Below are 24996 nucleotides of genomic sequence, written 5' to 3'. Positions count from 1 at the left end.
TAGGTACGGATGGTTTTAGTCATTATCCAATTCTTGCACTTGATATAAATTATAGTAATGGCCTTGCTGTCGCATTAATTGCTGATGTGTACCTTCTTCGACAATTTCACCATTTTCAATTAACACAATCCGATCAGCATGAGTAATCGTCGATAATCGATGGGCTACGATAAAGGTAGTTCGATCAGACGCTAGTTTTTCTAATGCTTCCTGGATTAAGTGCTCACTTTCTAAATCAAGTGCTGACGTTGCTTCATCTAAGATCAATAATGGAGGATTTTTTAAGAATACACGAGCAATAGCTATTCTTTGCTTCTGTCCCCCTGACAGTTTTACCCCGCGTTCACCGACCAATGTATCATAGCCATTCGCTAACTCGGTGATAAACTGATGGGCATTAGCAGCTTTGGCTGCCGCTATTACTTCCTCATCTGTTGCCTCAGGGTTACCCATTCGGATGTTCATCGCAATCGACTCGCTGAACAAAATATTATCTTGTAACACCATACCAATTTTATCCCTTAATGAGCGGGCCTGCACATCGCGAATATCATGTCCATCAATTAAAATACGACCACTTGTCACATCGTAAAAACGAGGTATTAAACTAATAATGGTTGACTTCCCGCCCCCACTCATACCAACGAAAGCAATTGTCTCTCCCTGCTCAACATGGAGTGAAATATCCTTTAAGACGATATCTTCCTCTTTTTCATAACGGAAGGATACATGGTCCAACTCCACTTTTCCATCAACATTATTTAATGGTTTCGCAGTCGGTTTGTCTTTAATATCATATTTTTCATCGATAAGTTCAAACACACGATCCATGGACGCGATCGATTGTACAAGTACCGTTGAGGAACTGATTAACCTTTGTAATGGACCGTAGACACGATCCATATAACCGATAAATGCTGCCATCGTACCAACTGTTAAATCGGAGGTAATGGCAAAATATCCGGCAAAACCGATTACTAATAATGGTGCCACGTCCGTAATGGTATTCATTACAGCAAAAGTTTTTGCATTCCAAGACGTATGGTCTATTGCACGCTGTAAGAAATTCTGGTTTTGTTTATCGAACTCCTTCTCTTCATAATCCTCCAATGCAAAACTGCGTGTTACAGGAATTCCTTGCACACGTTCATGTAGGTGACCTTGTACTTGAGCTAATGCTTGTGATCTTTTTCTCGTTAAGGCTCGTAATTTCCCATAGAAAATCTTCACAGATATCGCATAAAGCGGGAATAACATAATGGATACGATCGTCAACCATACATCCATGAATAACATAATCCCGATCGCAATCAGAATGGTAATCATATCAAGCCATATGTTCATTAAACCTGTCATTACAAAATTCTTGGTCTGCTCTACATCATGAATTACTCTGGAAATAATTTCACCTGTTTTTGTTCGCGAATAATATTGCAAACTTAAGCGTTGAATATGATCAAATAATTGCTCACGGATATCAAATAAGATTTTGTTTCCTGTCCATTGTGCTAAATATTGGCGATAATATTCAATTGGCGGTCGTAGGACTATAAATAAAATTGCGGCACTTCCCATTAACCAAAATAATTGCGATAATTTTTCATTGGATGTTAATCCTTCTGCCCCAATAATATCATCGATTACATATTTTACAATTAAAGGCATTAAAAGAGGGATACCAAATTTCAAGATCCCTATCAATACCGTAACTAAAATCTTCCACTTATACGGGAAGACATATTGCATATATCTTTTTATACTATCCAAACTTATTTCACCTCTTTCCATACCGTGTTGCTATTAGCGATAAGTTAGATATAATTCATACCATTGATCAACGAACTCTGGTGAAAAAGGTCCTTTCCGCTGTCTTACCCAATGCAGGAGATGATCAACATTGTTCCATAATATTTTGTCTAAAACTTTTGGATAATTCATTTGACTTCTATGCAACTCATATTCATCCTCATCCAATAGCGTATATGTCATATCTGGAAATACTTTTACGTCTAAGTCATAATCTATATATTTCACCGCCCGGTCTTCAAACACAAATGGCGAGCTAATGTTACAGTAATAATATATGCCATCATCGCGTAACATTCCGATTACATTGAACCAATACTTCGCATGAAAAAAACAAATCGCCGGCTCTCTCGTTATCCATGTGCGGCCATCACTTTCAGTAACTAATGTTTTATCATTAGCGCCAATCACGCGATTACTTGTTCCTTTTAATACCGTTGTTGTATCCCAGACACGATGGAGCTGACCGTTATGTTTATAACTTTGTATTTGAATTGTTTTTCCTGGTTCAAGGCCATCCATTCGTATCGTCCTTTCTTTTATTTAGTAATACTAATTATAACGATAAATATTTACAATTGAAAATAATACAATTGGAATAGTGTAATTAATATGAAGATAGGTTGTGTAGTTTCTTAACTGAACGGTTGTAAGAAAGTGAGGAGAAAATCGCTAGCTTTTTACATCCAACAGAAAAACCAGATTCATCATTAGCAGTGTTTTTTCCTCTACAACATGTGTGTACGGACCTGCTGATTTTACAGAAGACTGTTATAGCGCTCAGCCAATACCACTATGATTCTTCGCTGTAATCGGCTGTACATATCATTTTTTGCCTTGAGGATTTGTCATTTGGTTTATTCAACAAATCTTTTCTTACCACGGTTGGATTTGTCGTTTATCATTCACATCAAAGATTATTGCCTAGGTTATGTCACATTTTTTTGAATTGATAATAAGATCTGTATATTTAAGAAAAACCGAGAAAGCCCGCCCGGTCCTTTTAGCAGACAAAGATTAGTTGTTGACACGTATGGGGGATGATACGCAATAAATGTATAACGATGAATCAAAGTGGTCATTTTGAAAGGAATAATAGGCTTCACAACCGCTCCGGCTTGCCCACTTCGCTTTCCAGGGGGCGCGTCTTCAGCTAACTTTGCAAAGAAGATCATTTTGCAAAGTGGATCTTCAGATCGCGATGATGACTTATCGTAGGGTGATTCGTGAAGTCGCCTAGTTTCTGGGCCCTCGGAGCTAAACAAATACGCAAATTTTATTTCTTATCTCACAAAAAAACTTGACTCTCCACATTGGAGAGTCAAGCTTTTTAAAAATTGTATTATTATTGTTTTTTGTTTTGAGACTTTTGATTTTGCTTACGAACCTCTTGTGCATCAGTTTCGCTAGCAAACTCAGCACCGAACTGTCCTTGACCTTGTGCAGCTTGTTGATTTTGACGTTTTACTTCAGCAGCGTTTGTTTTACTTGCGTTTGCTTGTTGTTGTTGTTGTTGATTGTTACGTTTAGCCATCAATATCACCTCCACGAACATTAATTTACCCATGATCGGTTATTTTATCCAAAAAACATCTAATTTTTTGTGGAGACTACAATGGCTATTCTATTATGAAGTTTCCTTTACAATGAGCATATTTTGCTATAATTGTTTATAAATATTTTGATGAGACACTGGTAGTGGATATTGTGTGATTTCCTTTTTTGATAGAAGTTCCATATGTCCATCTCCAGTAATCTCCCCTTTTACAGTTACATATTTCACATTCAAAAACCATGTTAGATGAGAAAAGACATGCTTGACAGGTTCCAGATCGTTAATCTCGACTTCTTCTACTTGAAATTTCTCTTGTACGTAAGCTGACAGATGTTTTTCATCGACTTCATCTGCTTTTACCATTGGAAATTGCCATAATTGGGCAAGTAAGCCTTGGTCTGGCCTTTGTTCCAAAAGATAATTACCTGCATTATCTTGAACAACAAGTGCAAAATAAGTATGTGATGATTGTTTTATTTTATTCTTCTTAATTGGTAAAGTTTGTTCGACACCTTCCCGAAATGCGACACAATGTTCTTGCACCGGGCATAATAAACAACTCGGATTTTTTGGAGTACACACTAAAGCACCTAATTCCATTAAACCTTGGTTGAAGGCAGACGGGTTTTCTTCCGAAATTAAATCACGGACCGCTGCTTCAAACGTTTTTCTTGTTTTAGCTTTTGCAATATCCTCTTCAATCCGTAAAACACGTGAGAGAACGCGCATGACATTGCCATCGACTGCTGGTTCTGCTTTATCAAACGCAATGCTTAATATCGCACCTTTCGTGTATGGCCCGACACCTTTTAAGTCACCTAATTGTTTAGGGTCGTCGGGTACTTGGGCGTCATATTGTGCGACCACTTCTTTAACTGCAGTTTGTAAATTACGAGCACGCGAGTAATAACCAAGACCTTCCCACGCTTTTAACACTTTTTGCTCATCTGCTTCCGCTAGAGCTGTTAAAGTCGGAAAATGTTCCATGAAGTTTTGGAAGTATGGAATAACGGTATCAACTTTTGTTTGCTGTAACATAATCTCTGATACCCATACACGATACGGATCCTGATTCTCTCTCCATGGTAATTGTCGTTGTTCTTTTTCAAACCATGTGATTAAATCCTCTTGAAATTGGGGTATATTGATAGTAGACGTATATTTCACAGATAATCATCCTTCGTGATACAATGTTTAAATAAGACAAGAAAGGGGCAGCTAAGATGGATACTGGTACTCATATTACAATGGGTATTGCCTTAGGAGGCATTGCGACATTAGATCCAATTGTACAACAAGATACAACCCTCTTTACAGCAGTGATGATAGGAACGATAATAGCGTCACACGCACCAGATTTTGATACCGTATTAAAGCTGCGTGATAATGCCACATATATTAGACACCACCGTGGTATTACCCACTCCATCCCTGCTGTTATCTTCTGGGGCATCTTGATTTCCTCGATTATATACTTGTTCGTTCCAGAAGTTAGTTTTATTCATTTATGGTTATGGACATTTCTTGCCGTGATTTTGCATGTTTTTGTTGATATTTTCAATGCTTATGGTACACAAGCATACCGGCCATTCACAAAAAAATGGGTAGCACATGGCTTTATCAGCACCTTTGATCCCTACATTTTCAGTCTGCACGTCATCGGGATCATTGCATGGTTACTTGGTGCTAATCCTGGCTACACTTGGTTAATGATTTATTTTATTATTGTATTGTATTACATTAAACGGTATATCGACAAGCGGGAAATTGTAAAGATGATTCATAAAAATTTCCCCCATGTCGAACAGATTGCAACTTCTCCGACTATAAAACAAAATATCTGGCGTATTGCCTTAACAACAGATCAACACTTTTTTGTCGGGAGAGTCAAGGATGGACATATTGAAATTGATGATAAGTTTTATCGGGTTCCACTACCTGATGATCCTATCATGAATTTTGCCATGAAAGATAAAAACATTTCTGCTTTCTTATCTTTTTCACCGATTTATCGTTGGGAGATCAATATGTATGATGACTTTACCGAGGTGCGGTTCATTGATTTACGCTATCGTTCCGAAGGGCATTACCCATTTGTAGCAGTCGTTCAAATTGATGATAATATGAGAGTTATGAATTCTTATACAGGCTGGGTGTTCTCTGAAGAAAAATTACAAGATAAATTAAATTGGGATGGCAATACAGTGTAATTTTTTCAAGTGTCCACCAAAAGCATATATAAAATTTTATTGTTGACAGTATAAGAAAAACTTGGTGATAAGCCAAGTTTTTCTTTAATGTAAAGTTTTATTTTCACCATTAATTAGTTTCTGATATCTTGGGTATCTTGTCGCGAAGTCATCTAATTTATCGCCATATTGTGCTATCCAGTGGCGTACAATTTTCTTTGTCACTTCGACTCCTTCGTATTTCCTACCCGCTTTCGCTCTTGTGGATTCAAAATCTTCCCAAAGTAATTCCACCCAACTTCTTGCCTCAAGCAAGGTTAATGATGGATTTTTTTGATGTAATTCATTAGCTAGTCTTTGAATCTCATCTTGCATCTTTACTTCCCTCGCTTATATTTAGATTGTTTATCCCCTAATATGGATAACGGCACAGCTTCTTCTTTTTCAAATTTTTGACCTAATAAATTGATACGGTGCCCCCAGGCAAACACCCCATTTATATAAGTGATCTCAAAAGTTTGACCAGGATCTCCAGCCAGCTCGTAGCGCTCTCCTTTATCAAAATCAGCCGGGTTAACAAGATATGCAGCTGCCATTTGCATTTTTCGCTGGAGGATCTCATATTCACTGACATTTCCCCATTGCTCTGCTTTTTGCAATTTTTCCTTTATTCGTGCTACTTCTGCTCGTAATTCTTCAACAGTATATGTGCTATATCTGCGTTCCATTGCTACACCACCATGTAAGTTTCTACTTTCATTTTACCATTACTATGGGTAAATGTTAAAATATCGTAAACCGGTGACGTATTATTTTTGTATACAGCCTATTACCTTGTATAATTAAAATAATCTTACAAAAAAGGATGATACAGCTTGATAAAATTATTTGCAACAGATTTAGATGGGACACTATTAAAACATAGCAATGTCATCAAACAAGAAGATATAGATGCTATTCATCGTTTAAAAGAACACGGCATTGATTTTGCAGTTGCTACAGGAAGAATGGAACGAGATATCGTAAAAATCTGTACAGAAATAAAGCATGATGCACACCGTATAAGTCAAAATGGTGCCTTTGTGGATACGAAAGATAATCAAAAAATCCTTGCAAAAACTTTTGATGTAGCAACCAGCAGTGCTTTACATCACGCAGTAAGTGCATTTCCTAATCCATTCTGCATTACAACCGCAGATGAATCATATATCTCTTTTAAAACACCAGAAATTAAAGCGATGGAAGACATTCTTTATTTCCCACTTGTCGAAGGTGTTGATTTTGCAAATGATTATAACGAAGCGTTCTTACCCAGTAAATACATGCTGCTTGGTGAAGAAAAAGATATCGTTGGTTTCCAGAAGAAGATAGATGAAGCATTTCATGAGGTGAGTGAAACGTATTTATCTGACCCGCACTGTGTTGATATTGTGCCCAAAGGTGTAAGTAAAGCATTAGGGTTAACAGCATTAGCAGCGCATTTGGACATTAAACCAGAAGAAATAGCCGTTATAGGAGATTCTTATAATGATATTCCAATGTTTGAAATGTCAGCTAACAGCTTTGCCATGAACACAGCACCAGAAGCAGTTAAACAGAAAGCAACACACGTCGTGAATGACGTATTCGAGGCAATCGAACATATTCAAGGTATAGTGAGCACTAGCTAATCAGTGCTCACTCATATGCTCATTGACAAAGCGATCGATTAAATCAGATGCAAAGCCTTTACGATACAAGGCTGCTTTTACCTTTTGTTTCAATGCATAACCACTATCTTTTTTCTGATATTTCGTCACTAGTTTCTCACCCTGAAATACAATAGCATGGTACTCCTCATCATCGTCACGCTCCAGCTCAATATTATTTAGTACTTCTGAAATAACTTGGAATGAGAACCCTTTTTGCATTAGCGATTGTTTTATACTGTCTATTTGCTGCTGGTGGGATTTCTTACTGGAAGCTTGTAATTTCTTTTTCGCCAATTTTTCTACTTTTTCGAATTGTTTCTCAAATGTATAAAAGGATAATGCCTGTTCCATAATTGAAGCTTGTATACCTTTCTCAGCTAGTTCCTTCTTTATCATTAATGGACCTTTAGTAGATGTTTGCATTTTTGTTCGCACTAATGCCTCACTAAATGCGAGGTCATCCACTAAACCTTCCCGTTTCAAACGAGTGATTACTTCACCGATATAGGTATCGTCGACTTCTTTTCGTTGTAAGTGGTCCATTAATTCCTGTTCAGAACGCATTCTGTAACTTAAATACTTCACAGAAAGGGTATATGCTTTATAGGATTCATCTTTTTCCTGAATTTGCTCGATCATTTCAGGAGTAAGGATCTGCCCTTTTCGAAGATAATATTCGATAAGAATATCTTCATTCACACTAAAGCCATAATATTCTTGCTCATTTTCCTTTAAAAAAATATTAAAACGGTGCTTTGATTTCTTTTGCGTCGTTATTTTAGTTATTTCGGGCAAATTTACCACCTCAATATTATTTTACCACACAAACATTTGTTCTGCAAAAATGGAGGGTCTCGTAATGAACATTGCAATTGCTGGCGGAACTGGCTTTGTCGGAAAACATGTAACAAAAGCATTAATCGATCGTGGTGATACAGTCTACATTTTAACTCGATCTCCTCAAGAATATAAAAGCAATCACCAAGTATCCTATATTGGATGGTTACATGACGACTTTCACCCGGAACAACATTTACCAAAGCTTGATGCCATTATTAATTTGGCCGGAGATTCTTTATTTGGTTATTGGACAAAAACAAAAAAGGACAGAATCTATCAAAGTAGAATTAATGCGACCTATGCGATTATCGACTTCATTCGTAAACTGCCAGAAAAACCAGAAGTACTCATTAACGCATCAGCGGTTGGATACTTCGGTACATCAGACACGAAAACTTTTACAGAACAATCGGAAGAACAAGGAAATGATTTTCTAGCCGAAGTTACAGAAGCATGGGAAAGAACTGCATTGCAAGCAAGGTCATATGGTGTTCGAACGGTTGTGGCAAGGCTTGGCGTCGTCTTAGGAGATGAAGGTGCTTTACCACTAATGGCTATGCCTTTTCGTCTATTTGCCGGGGGAAAAATTGGTTCAGGCAAACAGTGGGTATCATGGATTCATATTAAGGATGTCGTTGGCCTTTTGTTATATGCAATCGATCATAAACATGTCGATCGTACCTTAAATCTCACTGCCCCAAGTCCAGTTCAAAATAAAGAATTAGCACAAGTTCTTGCAAAAGCTTTAAAACGACCAAACTGGTTTCCTACGCCAAGCTTTCTTTTAAGAACGGTTTTAGGTGAAATGAGTATACTTGTAGTGGATGGACAAAAGGTGTTACCTGAAAAAGCGATGGAATCAGGCTATCGTTTTCACCACGATACAATCGACCATGCATTGGCCGAAATTTACAATTAACCGCCATATTCAACGATTTAATACCATTTATGACACCTATGTTAACTTAAAGTAAATTTTCTTAATATTCCTTCATTTTACTTAAATTTTTTCATATTTTTTTGTGATTTTCTATTTACAAGTATCTTGTTTATTGTGTAAGATAAGGGTATTGAGTAATCGATATAAGGGAAGGCAAATGGTGCGCCACCAGTGGGAATATACTGGTTCTAGTGGGTTCGATTCCCACCCCGAATTTTTGTTTAAACTTTGATAAAAATTCGAGGGTGGCTAGAACACAGCTATGCCATGTTTCTGTCTTCTTTTCACCCTCCAAAGACTAAGGAGGGATTTTTTATGCTTAAAAAAAGAGACGTCCAGGAAGCTCCAGTTTTATTCGATCTCATGTCTGATCCGGAAGTATTTCCATACGTAAGACATAAAGCTTATTCCAGTGACGAATTTTACTTTTTAACAAAACAGACAATGGAAGCTGAAGAACGGGGTGAATTAATCTCCCGCACCATCGTCGATGAATATTTTAATCCAATCGGGACGATCAATTTATTTGATATGGAAAACAAGGCAGGCTTTTTGGCAACGTGGATCGGTAAGCCTTACTTTGGCAAGGGTTATAACAAATTAGCGAAAGACGCCTTTTTCGAAGAGCTTTTTTATCAACATGATATGGACGCGATTTTCATTAAAATCAGACGTGCGAATGTACGCTCTTTAAAAGCAGTTTTAAAAATCCCTTTTGTCATGTATGGTAACGAAAGCTACCCTGCAGTTTTTGAAAAAATCAATCCACAGGAAGAACCTGTTTATGATTTATATGTCATTACCAAAGAAAATTACTTCTCCCATATGGAATCTGCTGCAGAGGGTGAAGAAGCAATGTAACTATCCACAACAATTATCCACAAATCTGTGCATAATGTGCATAAGGTTTGTGGATCTTGTTTTGACAAGGGTAGTTATTCAGTGCCTAGATTGGTTGATTTAATGGGGATAATGTGGATAAATTAGCTAGAAGCTTTCAAATCTGTTTTTGGCTGTTGATAACATTGTGAATATGTTAAGAAAAATATTATCAAGAATTGATGCTTGTTAAAAAGAACTTGATAATTTAACTTGCGCGCATAGTTCTGTAAGGCGTATGATAAAAGCGGAGGCCTTATCATGAAATATTTAAAAATCATCTTACAGATTAGTGTGCTATTTTTGTTTTATTATATGGGTGAAGCAATCCAGGCAGCTTTTTCATTATTTATACCAGGTAGCATTATCGGGATGCTGCTCTTTTTTGCGTTGTTAACTGCAAAACTGATCCGTGTCGAATGGGTTGCTGACGGAATCGACTTATTAATGAAGGATATGCCGATATTCTTCGTTCCCGTTACAGTCGGTGTTGTACAATATTTGGATTTCTTTTATGGCAAAGGCAGTTTAATGATTCCTCTGGTCATGATTAGCACTTTTTTAATCATTGGCATTAGTGGATTGATTACATCCTTGTTGCTGAAGAAAGATGTGGATGCTCATGATTAATTTAGGGATTGGAATTATTTTTTTATTTGTTACTATTGCTGTTTTTGCTATTACAAAAAGGATCTATCGTAAATATCCAAATCCATTTACCTTACCGATTTTCTTAACTTCTGGTATTTTCATTATATTTTTAGCGATCAGCGACATTCCTTATCAATCGTATATGCTCGGTGGACAATGGATTGATCTGTTTCTTGGACCAATCGTTGTCGCCCTGGCATTACCACTCTATCGCCAGCTTGATTTAATCAAAAAATACGCCCGGACCATTTTTATTGGCATATTTGCAGGTTCGATAATTGGTATTGTTACTGGGATTGCAGGCGCAAAAATCTTGGGATTTGAAGATTGGATTATTCAGTCTATCGCAGCTAAGTCGGTTACCACACCTGTCGCATTAAGTATTACCGATACAGCAGGTGGCAATTTATCCTTTGCTGCAGTATTTGTCATGATAGCTGGTATAAGTGGTGCAATGTTCGGTCCGGTCATTTTGCGATTGCTTCGTATTCATCACCCTGTTGCCAGAGGACTCGGTATCGGTACGGCATCACATGCGATCGGCACTTCCAAAGCATTGGAGTTAGGTCAACTGGATGGTGCGGTCAGTGCACTATCGATGACGATTAGCGCAGTTGTTGTATCTTTTTTGGTACCGCTGTTTTTAAGTTGGCTGTAGAGCAACCACGCTCTACAGCTTTATCACGGTGCTAATTGTCCATAAAACCCCCACTGAGGGAAGTCTCGCTTTATTTTTGTACGACATATTTACAAGCAGCACCACCTTTTGCGATGCATTCGACACGCTTTACTTTCTCGGTACCAAGTACGGATTTAAACAAATTCAATTCACACTCACATGGTTTATCATATTTATCTGCTATCGCTGCAATCGGGCAATTATATTGAGAAAAGGATAGTTTATCATTATCTTCTTGATGAAATTCTGACATATAGCCGTTGTCACTTTGTACTTTCACTAATGCTTTTACTTTTTCTGAAATGGGATCTTCGATAAAAATTCGTCTGCGATATTTTTGACGTAAACGTTCTTCTCTTTTTTCAAATAGCTGATCGATTGCTTCTATACCTATTGTTTCTTCCATGTCACGTAAAAACTCCATTGTAAGCAGATCATAACTTTTAGGAAAGGCATTTTCTCCAGCAGCCGTCAATGAATAATAGATAACTGGGCGCCCCATCGGTTGTCTAACGGTACGGGAAGTTATTAATTTTTCACTTTCTAGTTTTATGAGATGTTTTCTGATCGCCATTTCGGTAATATTTAAGAAATTGCTAATACCACTGACAGACAGTGATTGGTTCTTTTTCAATAATTCCAAAATCATAGCACGGGTAGATTGTTCTTTCACCATTTGCTTCACCCCTTCTTTCAAAACTTATATGTTGACAAAGTAGATATGATAGAGTTAGTTTATAGAATGATTCTCTTAATGTCTGTGATAAAAATCATACAGACATAGATGGAAGGTGATAGGATGGGGATCGTTGTGGTAGAGATATGTGACAGTAATTTAATGAACACATTTGATATAGAGAATATGATCGAATCGGAATATCCTGAAGTGGCAGTTCTCATTAATGACTGCTTGAATTTCTGTGGATTATGCCGGCTTAAGCCATATGCATTAGTGAATAATCGCCGAATCCACGGGAAAAATCCAGAGGAAACGTTGGAGAAAATTAAAAAAGCTATTGAAGAAGAATTGGCATTTTTCCATTAAAAAGTGGTCCCTTCTACGGAACCACTTTTTTTGTGTTATAATATGGAAAAATATAGTATATAAGGAGATGTTTGTTTGGCAAAAATATTTTTGCCTTTGTATGTCTTTCTTTTTGATTCATCTCTGATAAAGGAAGCTATTTCTTATTTCAAAGAAGCTTCATACTGGTTTGCTTTGCTAGGAGGATTGTTTGGTATTTTATTAATTATATCTTTAGATTTTTTGCGAACAAGAGATCCTTACTATGGCTTACTATCATTGCCATTTCTTTGATTAGTGTGTACTTGATTGGCACTACTATTTATATACTCTTCACAGATTTTACAGCGGTTCTATTTTTAATTGTAATCTCCATTATCCTCTTGCCGATTCATTATTTTGTCGTTCAATATACACATCAACAATTAAATTAAATCCAATCCTATTCAAAAATAGAACTTATATCAGTATATCTTTTATCATGTGCTTTCGCGGCGGCTTCATGGACCACTTTTCCTTGATACGTGTTTACACCTCTTGCGAAGGCAATATCTGTTTGGACGTAACTTTTTAAGCCTTTGTTGGCAAGGTTTAAAAGATATGGTGCAGTGACATTTGTTAGTGCATAGGTGGCGGTTTTGGACACAGCCCCCGGAATATTAGCTACAGCATAATGATTGACTCCATGTTTAACGTAAACCGGATCCTCATGTGTCGTAACCCGGTCAATCGTTTCAATCGAACCACCTTGATCGACGGCAACATCGACAATGACAGAGCCTGGTTCCATCGTTTTAACCATTTCCTCTGTTACCAGTCTCGGTGCTCTTGCACCTGGAATCAGGACGGCACCTATTAGTAAATCTGCCTTTTCCACCTGTTCGGCAATATTATATTGATTGGATGCTAAGGTCCGGATTTTGCCTTGGAATAGATCCTCTAATTGACGTAATCGTTCGATATTGATGTCCAATAACGTAACATTTGCTCCTAACCCGATCGCCATTTTTGCTGCATTGGTACCTACTATACCGCCACCAACAATGACAATATTAGCTGGTGAAACACCCGGTACACCACTAGGCAGAACACCTTTTCCTCCATGAACTTTTTCTAAGAATCTAACACCAGCTTGCACCGACATACGTCCTGCAATTTCGCTCATTGGTGTGAGTAGTGGCAAGCCACCATTTGCCATTTGAATTGTTTCATACGCAATACCTGTTGTTTTATTTTCCAATAAAGCTTCTGCTACTTCTTTTTCAGCAGCTAAATGTAAATAAGTAAACAGCAATAAATCTTTACGAAAAAAGGAAAACTCTGATGGTTGAGGTTCCTTTACTTTGACTACTAATTCCTGAGCCCAAACCTGGTCTGCTGAAGATACGATATCTGCTCCAGCGCCTTTGTATACTTCATCATCAAAGCCACTGCCAAGTCCTGCCCCGCTCTCTATGTTCACTTGATGACCTGCTTGTGTTAACATCATTACCCCAGCAGGTGTGATCGCCACACGATTTTCATTGCTTTTAATTTCCTTAGGTACACCGATTTTCATCATTTCACCTACCTTCTCTTTGCTAGTATGATATGAAAACTTCTTATTATTCGTTTTCCCTTTTTTAGCTGAAAATAATACAAATAGTGAAAAGATGGTTTGGGATGTTTAGAACAAATCAGATATTTTAGTCGCCGCAAGCCTTGATTTCATGTCACTCTCCGCCTGAGAAAGAACCTGTTCAATGTTGTCTCCTACTAATTGTGATTTTTCATCCTTTAAAGTCGAGGGGAGTGAGAATTTAAACAGAGGACGATCTAGTTCTATGGCGCTGAAAACATCGAGAACGGTGATTTCTTCCGGCGCCTTTGCCAATCTTATTCCCCCCCTTGCTCCCTCTTTGGTCGTAATCAACCCAAATCGATTTAATGATTGAAGAATTTTGACTACAGTTGGGTTTGGCATTTCCATATTTTCTGATAGTTGTCTGGCTGAAACATAATCGGTATACCCTTCTTCAATTTTTACAGCGGTATATACAACAATAGATAACGCTTGGGAAAAAGCGGTTGAATAACTCATTTTAATAATCTCCTCTTTCGCAGAACTACAGACTTCTCATTTTATATTTTTACTATATCAGTAGCTCGATAATTGTCAAACAGGTTGACATATAAATAAACTGAATATATATTATATATAGTTTATAAATAAGGAGTGATAAAAATGAAAGTATTTGTTACAGGAGGAACAGGTTTTTTAGGCAATCATTTGGTCAAAAGTTTAATAAAGAATGGCTACGAAGTGAAAACATTAGTACGTTCTGAGCAGAAAGCCGAGAAGCTCTTAGGATCAACTGGTGCAACTTTTGTAAAAGGGGACATGAATGATGTCGATGCCTTTGCAGAAGAACTTAGAGGATGTGAGGTGCTTTTTCATACCGCTGCGTATTTTAGAGAAACATTTTCATTTGGAAAGCATTGGCCAGATTTAGAAAGGATCAACATTACCAATACGATTCGATTATTTGAATTAGCGAAAGAATACGGAATAAAGTTAATCATTCACACAAGCAGTAGTAACACGATAAAAAAGAGGGCCGACAATACTCCCAGTAATGAATGTGATACCCGAAAACCTGAGGATGCGATGACTTTATATGCAAAAAGTAAGATTATTGGAGACAAACAGATCGATAAATTTAGCGCTCGTCATTCCCTTCCGGTCGTCACTTTTCTTCCTGGTTGGATGATGGGACCAGTTGATGCAGCTCCAACAAGCGGTGGTAAATATATTCTCGATTACCTCCATAAACGTCTTCCTGGAAATGTTAATATCAGCATTGATATTGTTGACGTTAGGGATGTGGCTGATGCGATGGTTGCGGCTGTTACAAGAGTGAATCATAGTGAACGTTTTTTAGTTGCTGGACACCATGTTCACTTGAAAGACTTGTCCAAGGAATTGGAAAAAGTAACAGATATACCTTCTCCTAAGCGCAGTATTCCTGTCCCCATTGCATTCACGCTTGGATGGATAGTAGATCGAGTTTCGGCTATCACCAAGAAGGAAATGGCCATTTCAGTAAATGGCATTCATGAAATTAGGGAATGCAAAAGATTTTCCTCAGAAAAGGCAAAGAATGAATTAGGTATCACTTTTAGACCACTACATGACACACTTCAAGATGCAACGGATTGGTTTACGGAAAATAGTAATGCACTTCTTACTCACCCAGACTAACGGATAGTATATTAATGTACACAACCTTACCGAGCGGACATTTGTTCCGTTACATAGTTAAAAAGAGGGTGTTATTAGCGTTGGATGGACATTTATTCCGTTATTGACCTAAATCTAGTATGTATTTAAGGAATTCCTTATAATTAATGGAACAGATGTCCACCAAACCTTCAAAACTAGGTATTTTAAAAGAATTAACGGAATATATGTCCACTGATTTTCGGGGGTGTTGGCAGTTGTACTACCCTATGTAAACTACTTATTGCTAATTAAGCATACTTAAGGTACTATACAAATATCTTGTTTTTCTCCTTCTCTCTACTACCTTACCCACACTTATCATTATAAACCCATTTCTATTTTGAAAAGGATGTGTTTACATGCAACCATTTAAGCAAGCTATGGACGAATGGCTACACAAGAATATCGCTGAAGAAAAAAATCACAGGAGACGAGAAATATTGAAGAAAGGATTGGGGCATGGAACCGTTGAATTTCTTCGCTGTATATGGTATCCCACTGTAGGTAATTTTGATGATTTATATCCAGAGTGGGAAGTTCGGGATTTCAATAATGGATATCGCTATCTAGATCTCGCCTATATGCCAGGTAAAGCTAAAGGAGGAATCGAAATTCAAGGATATGGCCCCATGCTAGAGATCTAGATGTCAGAAGATTTAAGGATCTATGCTGGCGACATTCTTTATTAGCTCTAGATGGTTGGATACTCTTACCTATTGCCTATTTATCCATCAAAGATGAACCCAGAAAATGTCAGCAGCTTATCCTTTCTTTCATAGGAAAATTCATTTCAGTTGAAACACCTTCCACTTTAACCTGGGTCGAAACCGAAATTATACGATATGCTCAACGAGTACTTCGACCCATTACACCTCTAGAAGTAGCGCAACACCTCCATGTAAGTGATCGCCATGCAAGACGTCTTTTACACAAAATGGTTGAGTCCCAAATTCTAAAAGTAGCAAGTGGTAAAGAACGAATACGAACTTATCAACTAAAGTAAGTCTATGGATTTCTTGCGGACATTTATTCCGTTAAATAGCAAAAAAAGGGGATTTATGGCTTGTAACGGACATTTATTCCTTTATTCGCCGAAATTATGCTTCTATTAAAGGCTTTTTACAAAAATAGCGGAACAAATGTCCGCAAAACCTTTAAAACTAGGTATTTTTAAAGAAATAACAGAATAAATGTCCGCCAATTAAAAGATGGAGCATAGCGGGCTCGAACCGCTGACCCGCGCGCTGCCAGCACGATGCTCTCCCAACTGAGCTAATGCCCCACGTTCACCATTCTATTATATAAAAAAAAGAGTCCGAATGCACGAACTCTAATCAGCCATTTCTTTTGTTTTTAAAATAAAATTAGACGCAACCATTAATATTATGGACAAGCCTAACGTAATACCAACCGCTCCCCATAAATCATTTGGTACAGTTCCTTCTACCAACATGCCTGTAATATGTTCACTTATACTATTCGGAAACCATGGCATCCTGTAGGAGAAAATCTGATTGATCACCGACATTGCCATAATCGTTACAACCGTAAGTGTTAACACAAGTCCGGGTATTTTGACAACCGTATTATAAAAAATCGTTAACGATACTACAAAAATCAACCAAATAAAATAAAACAAGAATAGCCCGGTGAATTGTGATGCACTGAGATCTCCAAATAAAAGATTCACGTAATACCAGCTCGTTAACATACCGATCAAATAAGACGTAAATACTAATAGTAATTTTGCTGCCCATTTTGCCGAAATATAGGTGAAATAACTTACTGGTTTGACTAACACTAGTTCCGCAACACCACTTTTTCTTTCACCTGCAATCACTGCCATCGAGATCGCAACAATCACAAGTACACCAAGCATACTTACTTCTGTCAAACTGAGCATAATTGCTTCCAGTGGTCCTAGTTCCGGGCCTTCAATCACGGTTCCTTCCGGCATACCACCAACAGCTTCTAAAATTTGTGGCAAATAATAGGTTGACAATGGATCCATAATACAAATGATGATGAACACGAGTGGTACCCAAATCCATTTAAAATTGCGCCAGTCTTCTAATAATTCCTTTTTAAAAATTGTGACCCATTGCATTATTTTTTCACCACTTTCATAAATAAATCTTCCAGCGTCGTCTTACTTAACGCTAACTTCTCAAGCGGCCAATCCTCTTCCAGTACTTTCGTTAATATTTCTTTTCTGGCTAACTCGATATTTTCTACAATAACATGGACATCTCCTTTTTCCTGCAAAACATCCTGTACCGATGAAAGAGCTTTTAATTTCTCCAAATATGTATCGGACTCACCGCGCAATCCGATTTCAAATTTAGCGGATTGATGTCTTTGTCGCAATGCATCAATCGAACCTGATTCAAGTATTTCTCCTTGATGCATCAATAATAAATCATCAGATATTTCTTCTGCATCCCCTAAAATATGTGTGGAAAAAAGGATCGTTGTTTGCGTTTTTAATTCTTCCATTAAAGTTAATACTTCGCGGCGTCCAATTGGATCTAATGAGGATACTGGTTCATCTAACATAAGAAGTTGTGGACTGTGAATCATTGCTTGTGCTATTCCGAGGCGCTGCCTCATCCCGCCTGAATATTTGCCAATTCGCTGATTGCGAGATTCATAGATTGCTACTTTTTCGAGGAGTTGATCTGCTTTTTCAGCTGCTTCTTGTTTCGTTAAGTATGCAAGCTGTCCAACATAAACGAGAAATTCCTTCCCTGTCATCCATGGGTGGAAAACCGGATATTGTGGAAGATATCCGATAAAACTTCGAATGTCTTCTCCTTTTCGTGATCCGGAAAAGTTAATTATTCCCGAAGTCGGTTTCAACAACCCTGAAAGCATTCTTAATGTTGTTGTTTTACCCGCACCGTTTGGACCAAGCAGTGCAACACACCTGCCCTTTTCTAACTGAAAATCAAGACTTTTCACAATTGTTTTGCCTTTAAATGCCTTTGTAAGTTTTTCGACCCCAATTACTGTCATTTAATATTGTCTCCTTCCAACGATAAAGAATAAAATCGGACCAATAAAGCCGATTAAAATAATAATTACAGCCCACATCGGCTTAGGACCATTTGTTTGCTCTGTTTTTAATAAAGCAATAATTGCGACAATCATTAATAGAAATTGAATAAAAATTAACGGAGCAAGCATCATGATGACATCCATTCCGGTCACCTCCTATAAGATAGATACGTTACTAATTGAGAAATAGTTTCAGAATTCTTTGTAAATTTATTGTAATGATATAAGAAAAGCGGAGAGCGCCCGTTTAGAAACGTAGCGACTTCAGAATCAACGGGGTGCTTTCTTTACCTACAAAAAAAAGCATACCCATAATGGCATGCTTTACATTATTATTTCCCTCTCTCAATCGGAAGTGTACAACAACGGAAAGAACCTCCAGATTTAATAATTTCAGAAAAAGGAACCTCAACAACTTCAAATCCTTTGTTCGTTAACTGCTTATTCACCTGTTTATTTTCAGGTAACGAAATAATTTTACCATCTCCGATAGAAAAAACATTCGTGCCAAGTGTAAACTGCTCATCATCTGTCACTTCAATTAAATCATATTCATTGTGAAGTAAGTTACGTTCCTTCTCATCAAAGGCATCATTATAAATAAGTCCTACCTTATCACTCACTAAATTAAAACAACAATCCAGATGAAGGATATCTTCTCGAATCTGAACGGTAACGACTTCTTTGTCAGGTATTTGTTTTTGCAAATCTTGAATGGCTTTTCTTGTAGTGCGAAGGCTCCTCCCTACATAAACTTTATCATTTGCAACGACAACATCGCCACCTTCAATAGAGCGAGTTGTCAATGGTGTATATGTTAGATCTTCATGATCAAGGAATTGCTGCAATACATCTATTTCCGGCTTTCTTATATTACGTCCCATCTCGCAGGTAAATAGTGTTTCCCCGTTCACAAAGCCAATATCTCTCGTAAAGACTTGCTCATTAAGCTTAGAATCTGTCATTAGTTCAATCACTTCAATATCAAACTGCTTCAATGTTTGAACAAAACGTTCATGCTGCTCCATTGCGATTTTTACATCAATGTTTTCATCTTCATAAAATTTTTGTGTTTCATTGATAACATTTTTGATTTCCATGTATTTGGGTGGACAGACAATCACTTTTTGTAAGCGATCATATTCATTTTGCTGAAAAATCATGGAGAAAAGCGCTCCCTTTTTTTATTTATTATTATACCAAATTTAGATTCATTCATTCTAAAGAAAAAAGTCTGTTACATGTTCTTACAGGTTTGTTTTACTGTTAAATCGACCGTGCTACTCTTAATATAACTTAAAAATACAAAGTAGGAGGGTATTACATTGAATAGGAAAAGAATGCAAAACCCTAACATCTTTACTTGTGTTATCTTGACGTTTAAGCTTATGTTTCAATAAATACTTATTAAGGAGGATCTTTCATGAATCGTCCAAAAAGAAAAAATCCGAACTTGTTCACATGCATCATTTTAACATTTAAAGTAATGTTTCAGTAATCAAATGATTCGTTCTTTCATAGAGATAAAGTAATATCCTAAACAAGCACGGTTGGTTCGTCACTAGACTGCCAACCGTGCTTCTTTTATTTTAAAGGGATTTCTACTTTTTCTTCGATCCAGTTCGGATAGCTGGATAATTTGACATCTATGATTGATTCATTTGTTTGAATCGCCTGTTTAAATGTTCTGGACTCATTATTTAGAGTATGTCCATAATTTGATCTTGTTTGCTCCATTTTGTTTCCATCTAGATCGAATATATCACCAAAGGGGTTCATATAATAATCTTCCATACTATCCATCGTGACCGATAACCAGCCATTTCTATATTCCATATCATAAAATTTATTATTCGGATCATGAAGTATTTGCTCATTTTTTAAATCAAAACGGAAATAGTCCTTGTTTCGATCCACTGCCTGAATTTTAGAAAAGGTAAGCACTAATGATTCTGGCTGTTCAAAATAATTGCTTTGTAAAAAGACTTCGTAGTTCTCATCTTCAATTGTCCCACTTGCTGTCATACCATTTTGAATCCCGGACCATTCTTCTCCATTTTCATCAACTAGTGCAATATCATCAAATGAGAAAATACGCATATCATTTTCAGGATCTGCATAGAGGTTGATTGATGTTCTCAATGGTTGAATCGTTACAGAATTAATATGAATTTTTTGGCCTTCTACAGTTACTGTTTCGTCTACTTGATAATGAATAGCTTCTTTTGTATTCTCCGCATGAAAATCAATCGAAATCGTCTCTCTTAATTGATTGCCAACACCATTATCTAATGTTTCTACTCCTACGACTTCTGCTGTAAAGGTGAAGTCATCAAAAGGGATAGGTTCTTCTGTATAGTATTCTACAGTTCCTTGTGCTTCATCTCGAGAACTCACCGATTGATATCCTAGATCCTCACCTTGATCATTCGTAATCATACTTTCTTCCAGACGAATGCGATTAAGTTCTTTTTCACTGGAAACTGTATAAAATAATACAAGTCCATGCTCATCTCTAATTACACTATCTATTGTCAGTGTGAGATCCCCTTTTGTTACGGACTTATCGATTATTTGAAAGTAGTCATTCTCTATCGCTGCTTTCTGTCCTTTATCAAATTGAACCAGCTCAATGAATTTTTCCATTCCAGGAAACTTCGCGACTTGTGCGGCAAACGTAGGAGATGCATTTATGATCGTTATGAATGATAGTAAGATAATAGCCGCTGCTACAACTGGAGCAATTCCCCATCGTTTCAGACGTCGTTGCTGTTCTGCTTTTTGCACACCTGCTTCAATTGCTTGATCCAAGTCATTTTCTGTTACCTCTACATGATCATATTGCTTTTTCCATTCTTCCAGCTGCTTTTTCATCGTATCTCCCCTCCTTCGTCTGCCAATTGACGCTTTAACTTATCTAATGCACTGTAAACTCTTGTTTTTACTGTGCTTTCTGGTATTTTTAATTGCTCTGCCAGTTCCGGAAATGTCATGCTGTGAAAATATTTTAAATATATCAATTCCTGATCTGTTCTTTTTAAGTGATGAATTGCATCCTCAAGCCAGATACTCATTGTATGATCTACAGCAGCTTCTTTTTCTAACATCCGGTCACCTATTTGACGGTTTGCTTTTTTCAATACATCATTACAATAATTAATCATGATTCTGATCAGCCATGTTTTTACATAACGAATATCTTTTAACTGTCCACGTTTTTTATAAGCTCGGAAGGTTACTTCTTGTATCGCTTCTAATGCTTCTTCTTTATTTTTCAAAAAAGCCATCGCAGTTCGAAATAAATCTTCGCGGTATGTAGTAATGATGTATACAAACGCATCATTATTTTTGCGAAAATCCTTTTTTGTGACATTGACCATCCTACTGCCCCCCGTTTCTTTTTCTATCTTATCTATTAGACGCAAAGAAGTACAAAAAGTTTGGATGGATAAAAATTTTATGGCCACTTTTGGGAGATTTATGGTCACTTTTGAGCACTTTATGGCCACTTCTAATCTTTTTATGGCCACTTTCCGATTATGTAAACAAAAAAATCACCCCACATTTATGCGAGATGATTTTTATTCTTAGTTGTGAAGCTAATATAGATAGTTAAGAGAATACAAAGCAATAAAAGCGAATGAAAGATAACATGAAGCGTATTCGGTACAATTCCATTGATTTCCGGCAAGAAAGCATGGGTTTCTCCAAACATTTGCTGATATCTTTCCACTCTTTCCTCTGCTCCAAAACCAAAAAAGTATGGAATCCACCAATCAATCAGTGCTCCGACGAAAATAAATGATTGATGAATGACTAACCAGAGCCTAATCCAGATCGGATACCTCTTGCCCATAAATAGTAGTACAATACTTAGTAAAATTAAAATTTGAACAGTACCTATTAAGGTAACAGTCAATATTTCATTGAAACTACGATCTTCTGAGATGGCATCGACATCATTAAGTGGACCTAGTGGAACTAGATCTTGAACAACCATAAAAATGAGAATTAAACTCAGACCTAAGACTAGTAACTTTTCTGCAGTTCGAATCTGTCTTTTCAACTCTTCCCCCCTCCTAAACTATAACTTTAGACCTAGTATGTATGTTTAGTAAAAGGGAATCAATACATTTTTAAATAACTTTATATAAACTTTACTTTAGAAAAGCGCAGAGCGCCCGTTTAGAAACGTAGCGACTTCAGAATCAACGGAGATAAAGGAATCACGGTGAGTACGCGAACCGATACTTAAAGAAAAAAGCACTAGCTAAATAACTAGCTAGCGCTCTTCTTCACAACGATATCTTCGTTTTCAAACACGATCTCTATTTTGTTTACATGCTCTTCTTCTAATACAAGATCTGTGATGCCGTCTTCTACTTTATCCTGGATCACACGACGTAGCGGGCGTGCACCGAAACGAGGGTCATAGCCTTTATCGGCAAGGAATTTCTTCGCTTCGTCGCTTACTGTTATCTCAAGGGCAGATTCTTTTAATTGGTCACTTAATTCTGCGATCATAAGATCTACAATTTTCAAGAGATCCTCTTGTTCTAATTCATTAAATGGAATGATCGCATCAAAACGGTTTAAGAATTCTGGTTTAAAATAGCTGCTTAAGTTTTCTAGTGTTGAAACAGCTTCATTGTTGTCACTATTGAAGCCAACCGTAATATTCTTTGTACCAGTACCCGCATTACTTGTCATAATAATTACGGAGTCTTTGAAACTTACGGTTCTGCCGTGACTATCTGTTAGTTGACCGTCTTCCATGATTTGCAGGAACATATTTTGTACATCTGGATGTGCTTTTTCGATTTCATCTAACAGAATCAAGCTGTAAGGGTTATGACGAACTTTTTCGGTTAATTGTCCTGCTTCTTCATGTCCTACATAGCCTGGTGGTGATCCAATAATTTTAGATACGGCGTGTTTCTCCATATATTCACTCATATCAAGGCGAATCATCGCTTCTTTTGTACCAAACAGTTCTTCCGCTAATGCTTTGGTTAACTCGGTTTTACCGACACCAGTTGGTCCGACAAAAAGGAAGGAACCAATTGGACGATGTTTAGATTTCAAACCGGCACGACTACGACGAACCGCTTTAGCTACTTTATCAACGGCTACCTGTTGGCCAATCACTTGTTGACTTAAGTTGTCTGCTAAGTGTTTCATTTTGGATTGTTCATCTGATTGGATTTTACGAACCGGGATTCCCGTTTTCTCTTCAATAATTAATTGAATATCTTCGACCGTTACTTCTGCTTTTGGTGCTTCCTTTGTTTCTGCTAATTTTTTCTCTAGTTTGATCTCTTGATGTCTTAAGTTAGCTGCACGCTCATAGTCTTCTTTTTCAGCAGCTTCCATTTTTTCTTTAGCGATTTCGTCGAGACGTTTTTGCAATGCTTCATGATCTGATTCACTTACATCCAGGTTGAGACGTGCACCAGACTCATCAATGAGATCAATTGCTTTGTCTGGTAAGAAACGATCTTGAATATAACGTTTAGACAATGTAACGGCAGCACGTAATACTTCATCAGAATAGCTTACCTGATGATATTTTTCATAGCGTTCTTTCAAGCCGTGCAAAATTTTCTCAGCTTCATCTAAAGATGGCTCTTTGACCATAATCGGCTGGAAACGACGCTCAAGTGCTGCATCTTTTTCAATCTGACGGTACTCTTTTAACGTTGTCGCACCGATTAACTGTAATTCGCCTCGTGCCAATGCTGGTTTTAAGATATTACCTGCATCCATTTGAGAGCCTTCTGTCGTTCCAGCACCTACAAGTAAGTGAATTTCGTCAACAAAAAGGATGACATTTTGACGTTCTTGCAGTTCGGATACAAGTTGTTTCATTCGCTCTTCAAATTGACCGCGAATTCCCGTATTAGCAACCAATGACGCTACATCTAAAAGGTAAATCTCTTTATCCAACAGTTTAGATGGAACGTTTCCTTCCGTAACTTTTAGTGCTAATCCTTCTGCTATTGCTGTTTTACCAACACCTGGTTCCCCGATTAAAACAGGGTTATTTTTATTACGGCGGTTTAATGTTTCAACCACACGTTTAACCTCTTGATCACGACCGATCACAGGATCAATTAACCCAGCTCTTGCCGCATCGGTCAAGTTTTTCCCTAGTTGATCTAGTAGGCCATTTCCTTTTTTACCTTGTCTTGTATTTGTTTTGGTATGTGCTTGGTTTGAACCGTTTGCTCCTCCGGCAAAGAAGCCTTCAAAATCTTGTCCCCCAAACATACCTGATGGATGTTTCATTTGATTTTTTATATCTTGAAAGCATGAGTCACACACATGTAAAGATTCTGTTTGATCATGGAATCGAAGGTTTACATTTATCGTTGCTTGATGAATACCACATTGTTGGCATTTCATTTGTCATTCCTCCTTCAA

General features: G+C 37.3%; 27 protein-coding genes, 1 tRNA gene and 1 pseudogene. 10 read left to right on the top strand and 19 right to left on the bottom strand.

Translation table 11 applies throughout. The features are described 5' to 3' along the window. Nucleotides 1-15 precede the first annotated feature (15 nt). The 4 genes from GI584_RS04985 to mutY all read right to left on the bottom strand — a co-directional run bounded on the left by GI584_RS04985 (nt 16) and on the right by mutY (nt 4528). The gene (locus GI584_RS04985; RefSeq protein ID WP_153790463.1) at nt 16-1767 is read right to left on the bottom strand and encodes an ABC transporter ATP-binding protein; all 1752 of its coding nucleotides are present in this window, start codon (nt 1765-1767) and stop codon (nt 16-18) included. A 33-nt stretch (nt 1768-1800) separates the two neighbouring features. Further along, nucleotides 1801-2328, bottom strand: coding sequence for a nucleoside tri-diphosphate phosphatase (ntdP, locus tag GI584_RS04980; RefSeq protein ID WP_153790462.1), 528 nt, complete (start codon nt 2326-2328; stop codon nt 1801-1803). Nucleotides 2329-3151: 823 nt separating this feature from the next. Then, entirely contained in the window at nt 3152-3340 is a 189-nt protein-coding gene (locus GI584_RS04975; protein ID WP_153790461.1) for a gamma-type small acid-soluble spore protein, read from the bottom strand. 126 nt (nt 3341-3466) lie between these two features. Further along, nucleotides 3467-4528 (bottom strand): A/G-specific adenine glycosylase, encoded by a 1062-nt coding sequence (gene mutY / locus GI584_RS04970; RefSeq protein WP_100361730.1) that lies wholly within the window; start codon nt 4526-4528, stop codon nt 3467-3469. A gap of 56 nt (nt 4529-4584) precedes the next feature. On the opposite strand from mutY, the gene GI584_RS04965 reads away from it, so the two are divergent. After that, nucleotides 4585-5571: a metal-dependent hydrolase gene (locus GI584_RS04965; protein WP_153790460.1), complete on the top strand. Its 987-nt coding sequence runs from the start codon at nt 4585-4587 to the stop codon at nt 5569-5571. Nucleotides 5572-5655: 84 nt separating this feature from the next. On the opposite strand, the gene GI584_RS04960 is transcribed toward GI584_RS04965, so the two are convergent. Together GI584_RS04960 and GI584_RS04955 are read right to left on the bottom strand one after the other, a co-directional pair. Continuing rightward, entirely contained in the window at nt 5656-5925 is a 270-nt protein-coding gene (locus GI584_RS04960) for a YfhJ family protein (protein WP_100361732.1), read from the bottom strand. A 2-nt stretch (nt 5926-5927) separates the two neighbouring features. After that, on the bottom strand, nt 5928-6278 hold the full coding sequence (locus GI584_RS04955) for a YfhH family protein (RefSeq protein ID WP_153790459.1): 351 nt from the start codon (nt 6276-6278) through the stop codon (nt 5928-5930). Between the two features lie 147 nt (nt 6279-6425). Between GI584_RS04955 and GI584_RS04950 the strand changes: the two genes are divergently transcribed. Further along, on the top strand, nt 6426-7220 hold the full coding sequence (locus GI584_RS04950; protein WP_153790458.1) for an HAD family hydrolase: 795 nt from the start codon (nt 6426-6428) through the stop codon (nt 7218-7220). Here GI584_RS04950 and recX read toward each other — a convergent pair whose 3' ends face one another. Further along, on the bottom strand, nt 7221-8045 hold the full coding sequence (recX, locus tag GI584_RS04945; protein ID WP_325063424.1) for a recombination regulator RecX: 825 nt from the start codon (nt 8043-8045) through the stop codon (nt 7221-7223). 55 nt (nt 8046-8100) lie between these two features. Between recX and GI584_RS04940 the strand changes: the two genes are divergently transcribed. From GI584_RS04940 to GI584_RS04925, 4 genes are all read left to right on the top strand, one after another. Beyond that, complete coding sequence (locus GI584_RS04940; protein ID WP_153790456.1) at nt 8101-9000, top strand: TIGR01777 family oxidoreductase; 900 nt, start codon at nt 8101-8103, stop codon at nt 8998-9000. Nucleotides 9001-9336: 336 nt separating this feature from the next. Beyond that, on the top strand, nt 9337-9882 hold the full coding sequence (locus GI584_RS04935) for a GNAT family N-acetyltransferase (protein WP_153790455.1): 546 nt from the start codon (nt 9337-9339) through the stop codon (nt 9880-9882). A 279-nt stretch (nt 9883-10161) separates the two neighbouring features. Continuing rightward, nucleotides 10162-10530: a CidA/LrgA family protein gene (locus tag GI584_RS04930; RefSeq protein WP_153790454.1), complete on the top strand. Its 369-nt coding sequence runs from the start codon at nt 10162-10164 to the stop codon at nt 10528-10530. Beyond that, nucleotides 10523-11209 carry an LrgB family protein gene (locus GI584_RS04925; protein WP_100361739.1) on the top strand — a complete coding sequence of 229 codons (687 nt, stop codon included), beginning with the start codon at nt 10523-10525 and terminating at the stop codon, nt 11207-11209. Before GI584_RS04930 ends, GI584_RS04925 begins: the two co-directional genes overlap by 8 nt. A 70-nt stretch (nt 11210-11279) precedes the next feature. On the opposite strand, the gene GI584_RS04920 is transcribed toward GI584_RS04925, so the two are convergent. Beyond that, a complete protein-coding gene (locus GI584_RS04920) occupies nt 11280-11906 on the bottom strand; it encodes a helix-turn-helix transcriptional regulator (RefSeq protein WP_153790453.1) in 627 nt (208 codons plus the stop codon). Nucleotides 11907-12029: 123 nt separating this feature from the next. On the opposite strand from GI584_RS04920, the gene GI584_RS04915 reads away from it, so the two are divergent. Further along, nucleotides 12030-12275: a YuzB family protein gene (locus GI584_RS04915; RefSeq protein WP_100361741.1), complete on the top strand. Its 246-nt coding sequence runs from the start codon at nt 12030-12032 to the stop codon at nt 12273-12275. Nucleotides 12276-12350: 75 nt separating this feature from the next. Continuing rightward, a complete protein-coding gene (locus GI584_RS04910; RefSeq protein ID WP_153790452.1) occupies nt 12351-12548 on the top strand; it encodes a hypothetical protein in 198 nt (65 codons plus the stop codon). Nucleotides 12549-12696: 148 nt separating this feature from the next. On the opposite strand, the gene ald is transcribed toward GI584_RS04910, so the two are convergent. Together ald and GI584_RS04900 are read right to left on the bottom strand one after the other, a co-directional pair. Further along, nucleotides 12697-13812, bottom strand: a complete 1116-nt coding sequence (gene ald / locus GI584_RS04905) for an alanine dehydrogenase (RefSeq protein ID WP_153792914.1) — start codon at nt 13810-13812, stop codon at nt 12697-12699. Nucleotides 13813-13920: 108 nt separating this feature from the next. Continuing rightward, nucleotides 13921-14334: an RrF2 family transcriptional regulator gene (locus GI584_RS04900; protein ID WP_153790451.1), complete on the bottom strand. Its 414-nt coding sequence runs from the start codon at nt 14332-14334 to the stop codon at nt 13921-13923. A gap of 144 nt (nt 14335-14478) precedes the next feature. Here GI584_RS04900 and GI584_RS04895 point away from each other — a divergent pair, with 144 nt between their 5' ends. Together GI584_RS04895 and GI584_RS04890 are read left to right on the top strand one after the other, a co-directional pair. Then, nucleotides 14479-15495, top strand: a complete 1017-nt coding sequence (locus GI584_RS04895) for an NAD-dependent epimerase/dehydratase family protein (protein WP_153790450.1) — start codon at nt 14479-14481, stop codon at nt 15493-15495. Between the two features lie 380 nt (nt 15496-15875). Then, nucleotides 15876-16519, top strand: a pseudogene (locus GI584_RS04890) (transcriptional regulator). A 206-nt stretch (nt 16520-16725) separates the two neighbouring features. Here the strand turns inward: GI584_RS04890 and GI584_RS04885 are convergent. The 9 genes from GI584_RS04885 to GI584_RS04845 form a co-directional block, all read right to left on the bottom strand. Next, nucleotides 16726-16798: transfer RNA gene (locus tag GI584_RS04885), tRNA-Ala, on the bottom strand. Between the two features lie 48 nt (nt 16799-16846). Further along, nucleotides 16847-17623 carry an ABC transporter permease gene (locus tag GI584_RS04880; protein WP_153790449.1) on the bottom strand — a complete coding sequence of 259 codons (777 nt, stop codon included), beginning with the start codon at nt 17621-17623 and terminating at the stop codon, nt 16847-16849. Then, a complete protein-coding gene (locus tag GI584_RS04875) occupies nt 17623-18531 on the bottom strand; it encodes an ABC transporter ATP-binding protein (protein ID WP_153790448.1) in 909 nt (302 codons plus the stop codon). The genes GI584_RS04880 and GI584_RS04875 overlap by 1 nt, the downstream gene beginning before the upstream one ends. Further along, nucleotides 18532-18717: a PLDc N-terminal domain-containing protein gene (locus GI584_RS04870; protein WP_100361745.1), complete on the bottom strand. Its 186-nt coding sequence runs from the start codon at nt 18715-18717 to the stop codon at nt 18532-18534. A gap of 188 nt (nt 18718-18905) precedes the next feature. Further along, a complete protein-coding gene (locus tag GI584_RS04865) occupies nt 18906-19736 on the bottom strand; it encodes a dimethylarginine dimethylaminohydrolase family protein (protein ID WP_153790447.1) in 831 nt (276 codons plus the stop codon). Nucleotides 19737-20157: 421 nt separating this feature from the next. Further along, nucleotides 20158-21447, bottom strand: a complete 1290-nt coding sequence (locus GI584_RS04860) for a DUF4179 domain-containing protein (protein WP_100361747.1) — start codon at nt 21445-21447, stop codon at nt 20158-20160. Continuing rightward, nucleotides 21444-21953, bottom strand: coding sequence for an RNA polymerase sigma factor (locus tag GI584_RS04855; protein WP_100361748.1), 510 nt, complete (start codon nt 21951-21953; stop codon nt 21444-21446). Before GI584_RS04855 ends, GI584_RS04860 begins: the two co-directional genes overlap by 4 nt. Before the next feature lie 185 nt (nt 21954-22138). Continuing rightward, a complete protein-coding gene (locus GI584_RS04850) occupies nt 22139-22639 on the bottom strand; it encodes a hypothetical protein (RefSeq protein WP_153790446.1) in 501 nt (166 codons plus the stop codon). Between the two features lie 212 nt (nt 22640-22851). Continuing rightward, nucleotides 22852-24978, bottom strand: a complete 2127-nt coding sequence (locus tag GI584_RS04845; protein WP_153790445.1) for an ATP-dependent Clp protease ATP-binding subunit — start codon at nt 24976-24978, stop codon at nt 22852-22854. Between the last annotated feature and the right edge of the window lie 18 nt (nt 24979-24996).

The organism is Gracilibacillus salitolerans (genome assembly GCF_009650095.1).
Taxonomy (GTDB): Bacteria; Bacillota; Bacilli; order Bacillales; family Amphibacillaceae; genus Gracilibacillus; species Gracilibacillus salitolerans.
Note: the sequence above shows the minus strand (reverse complement) of the source record. Positions and strands in the feature narration are given on the sequence as shown.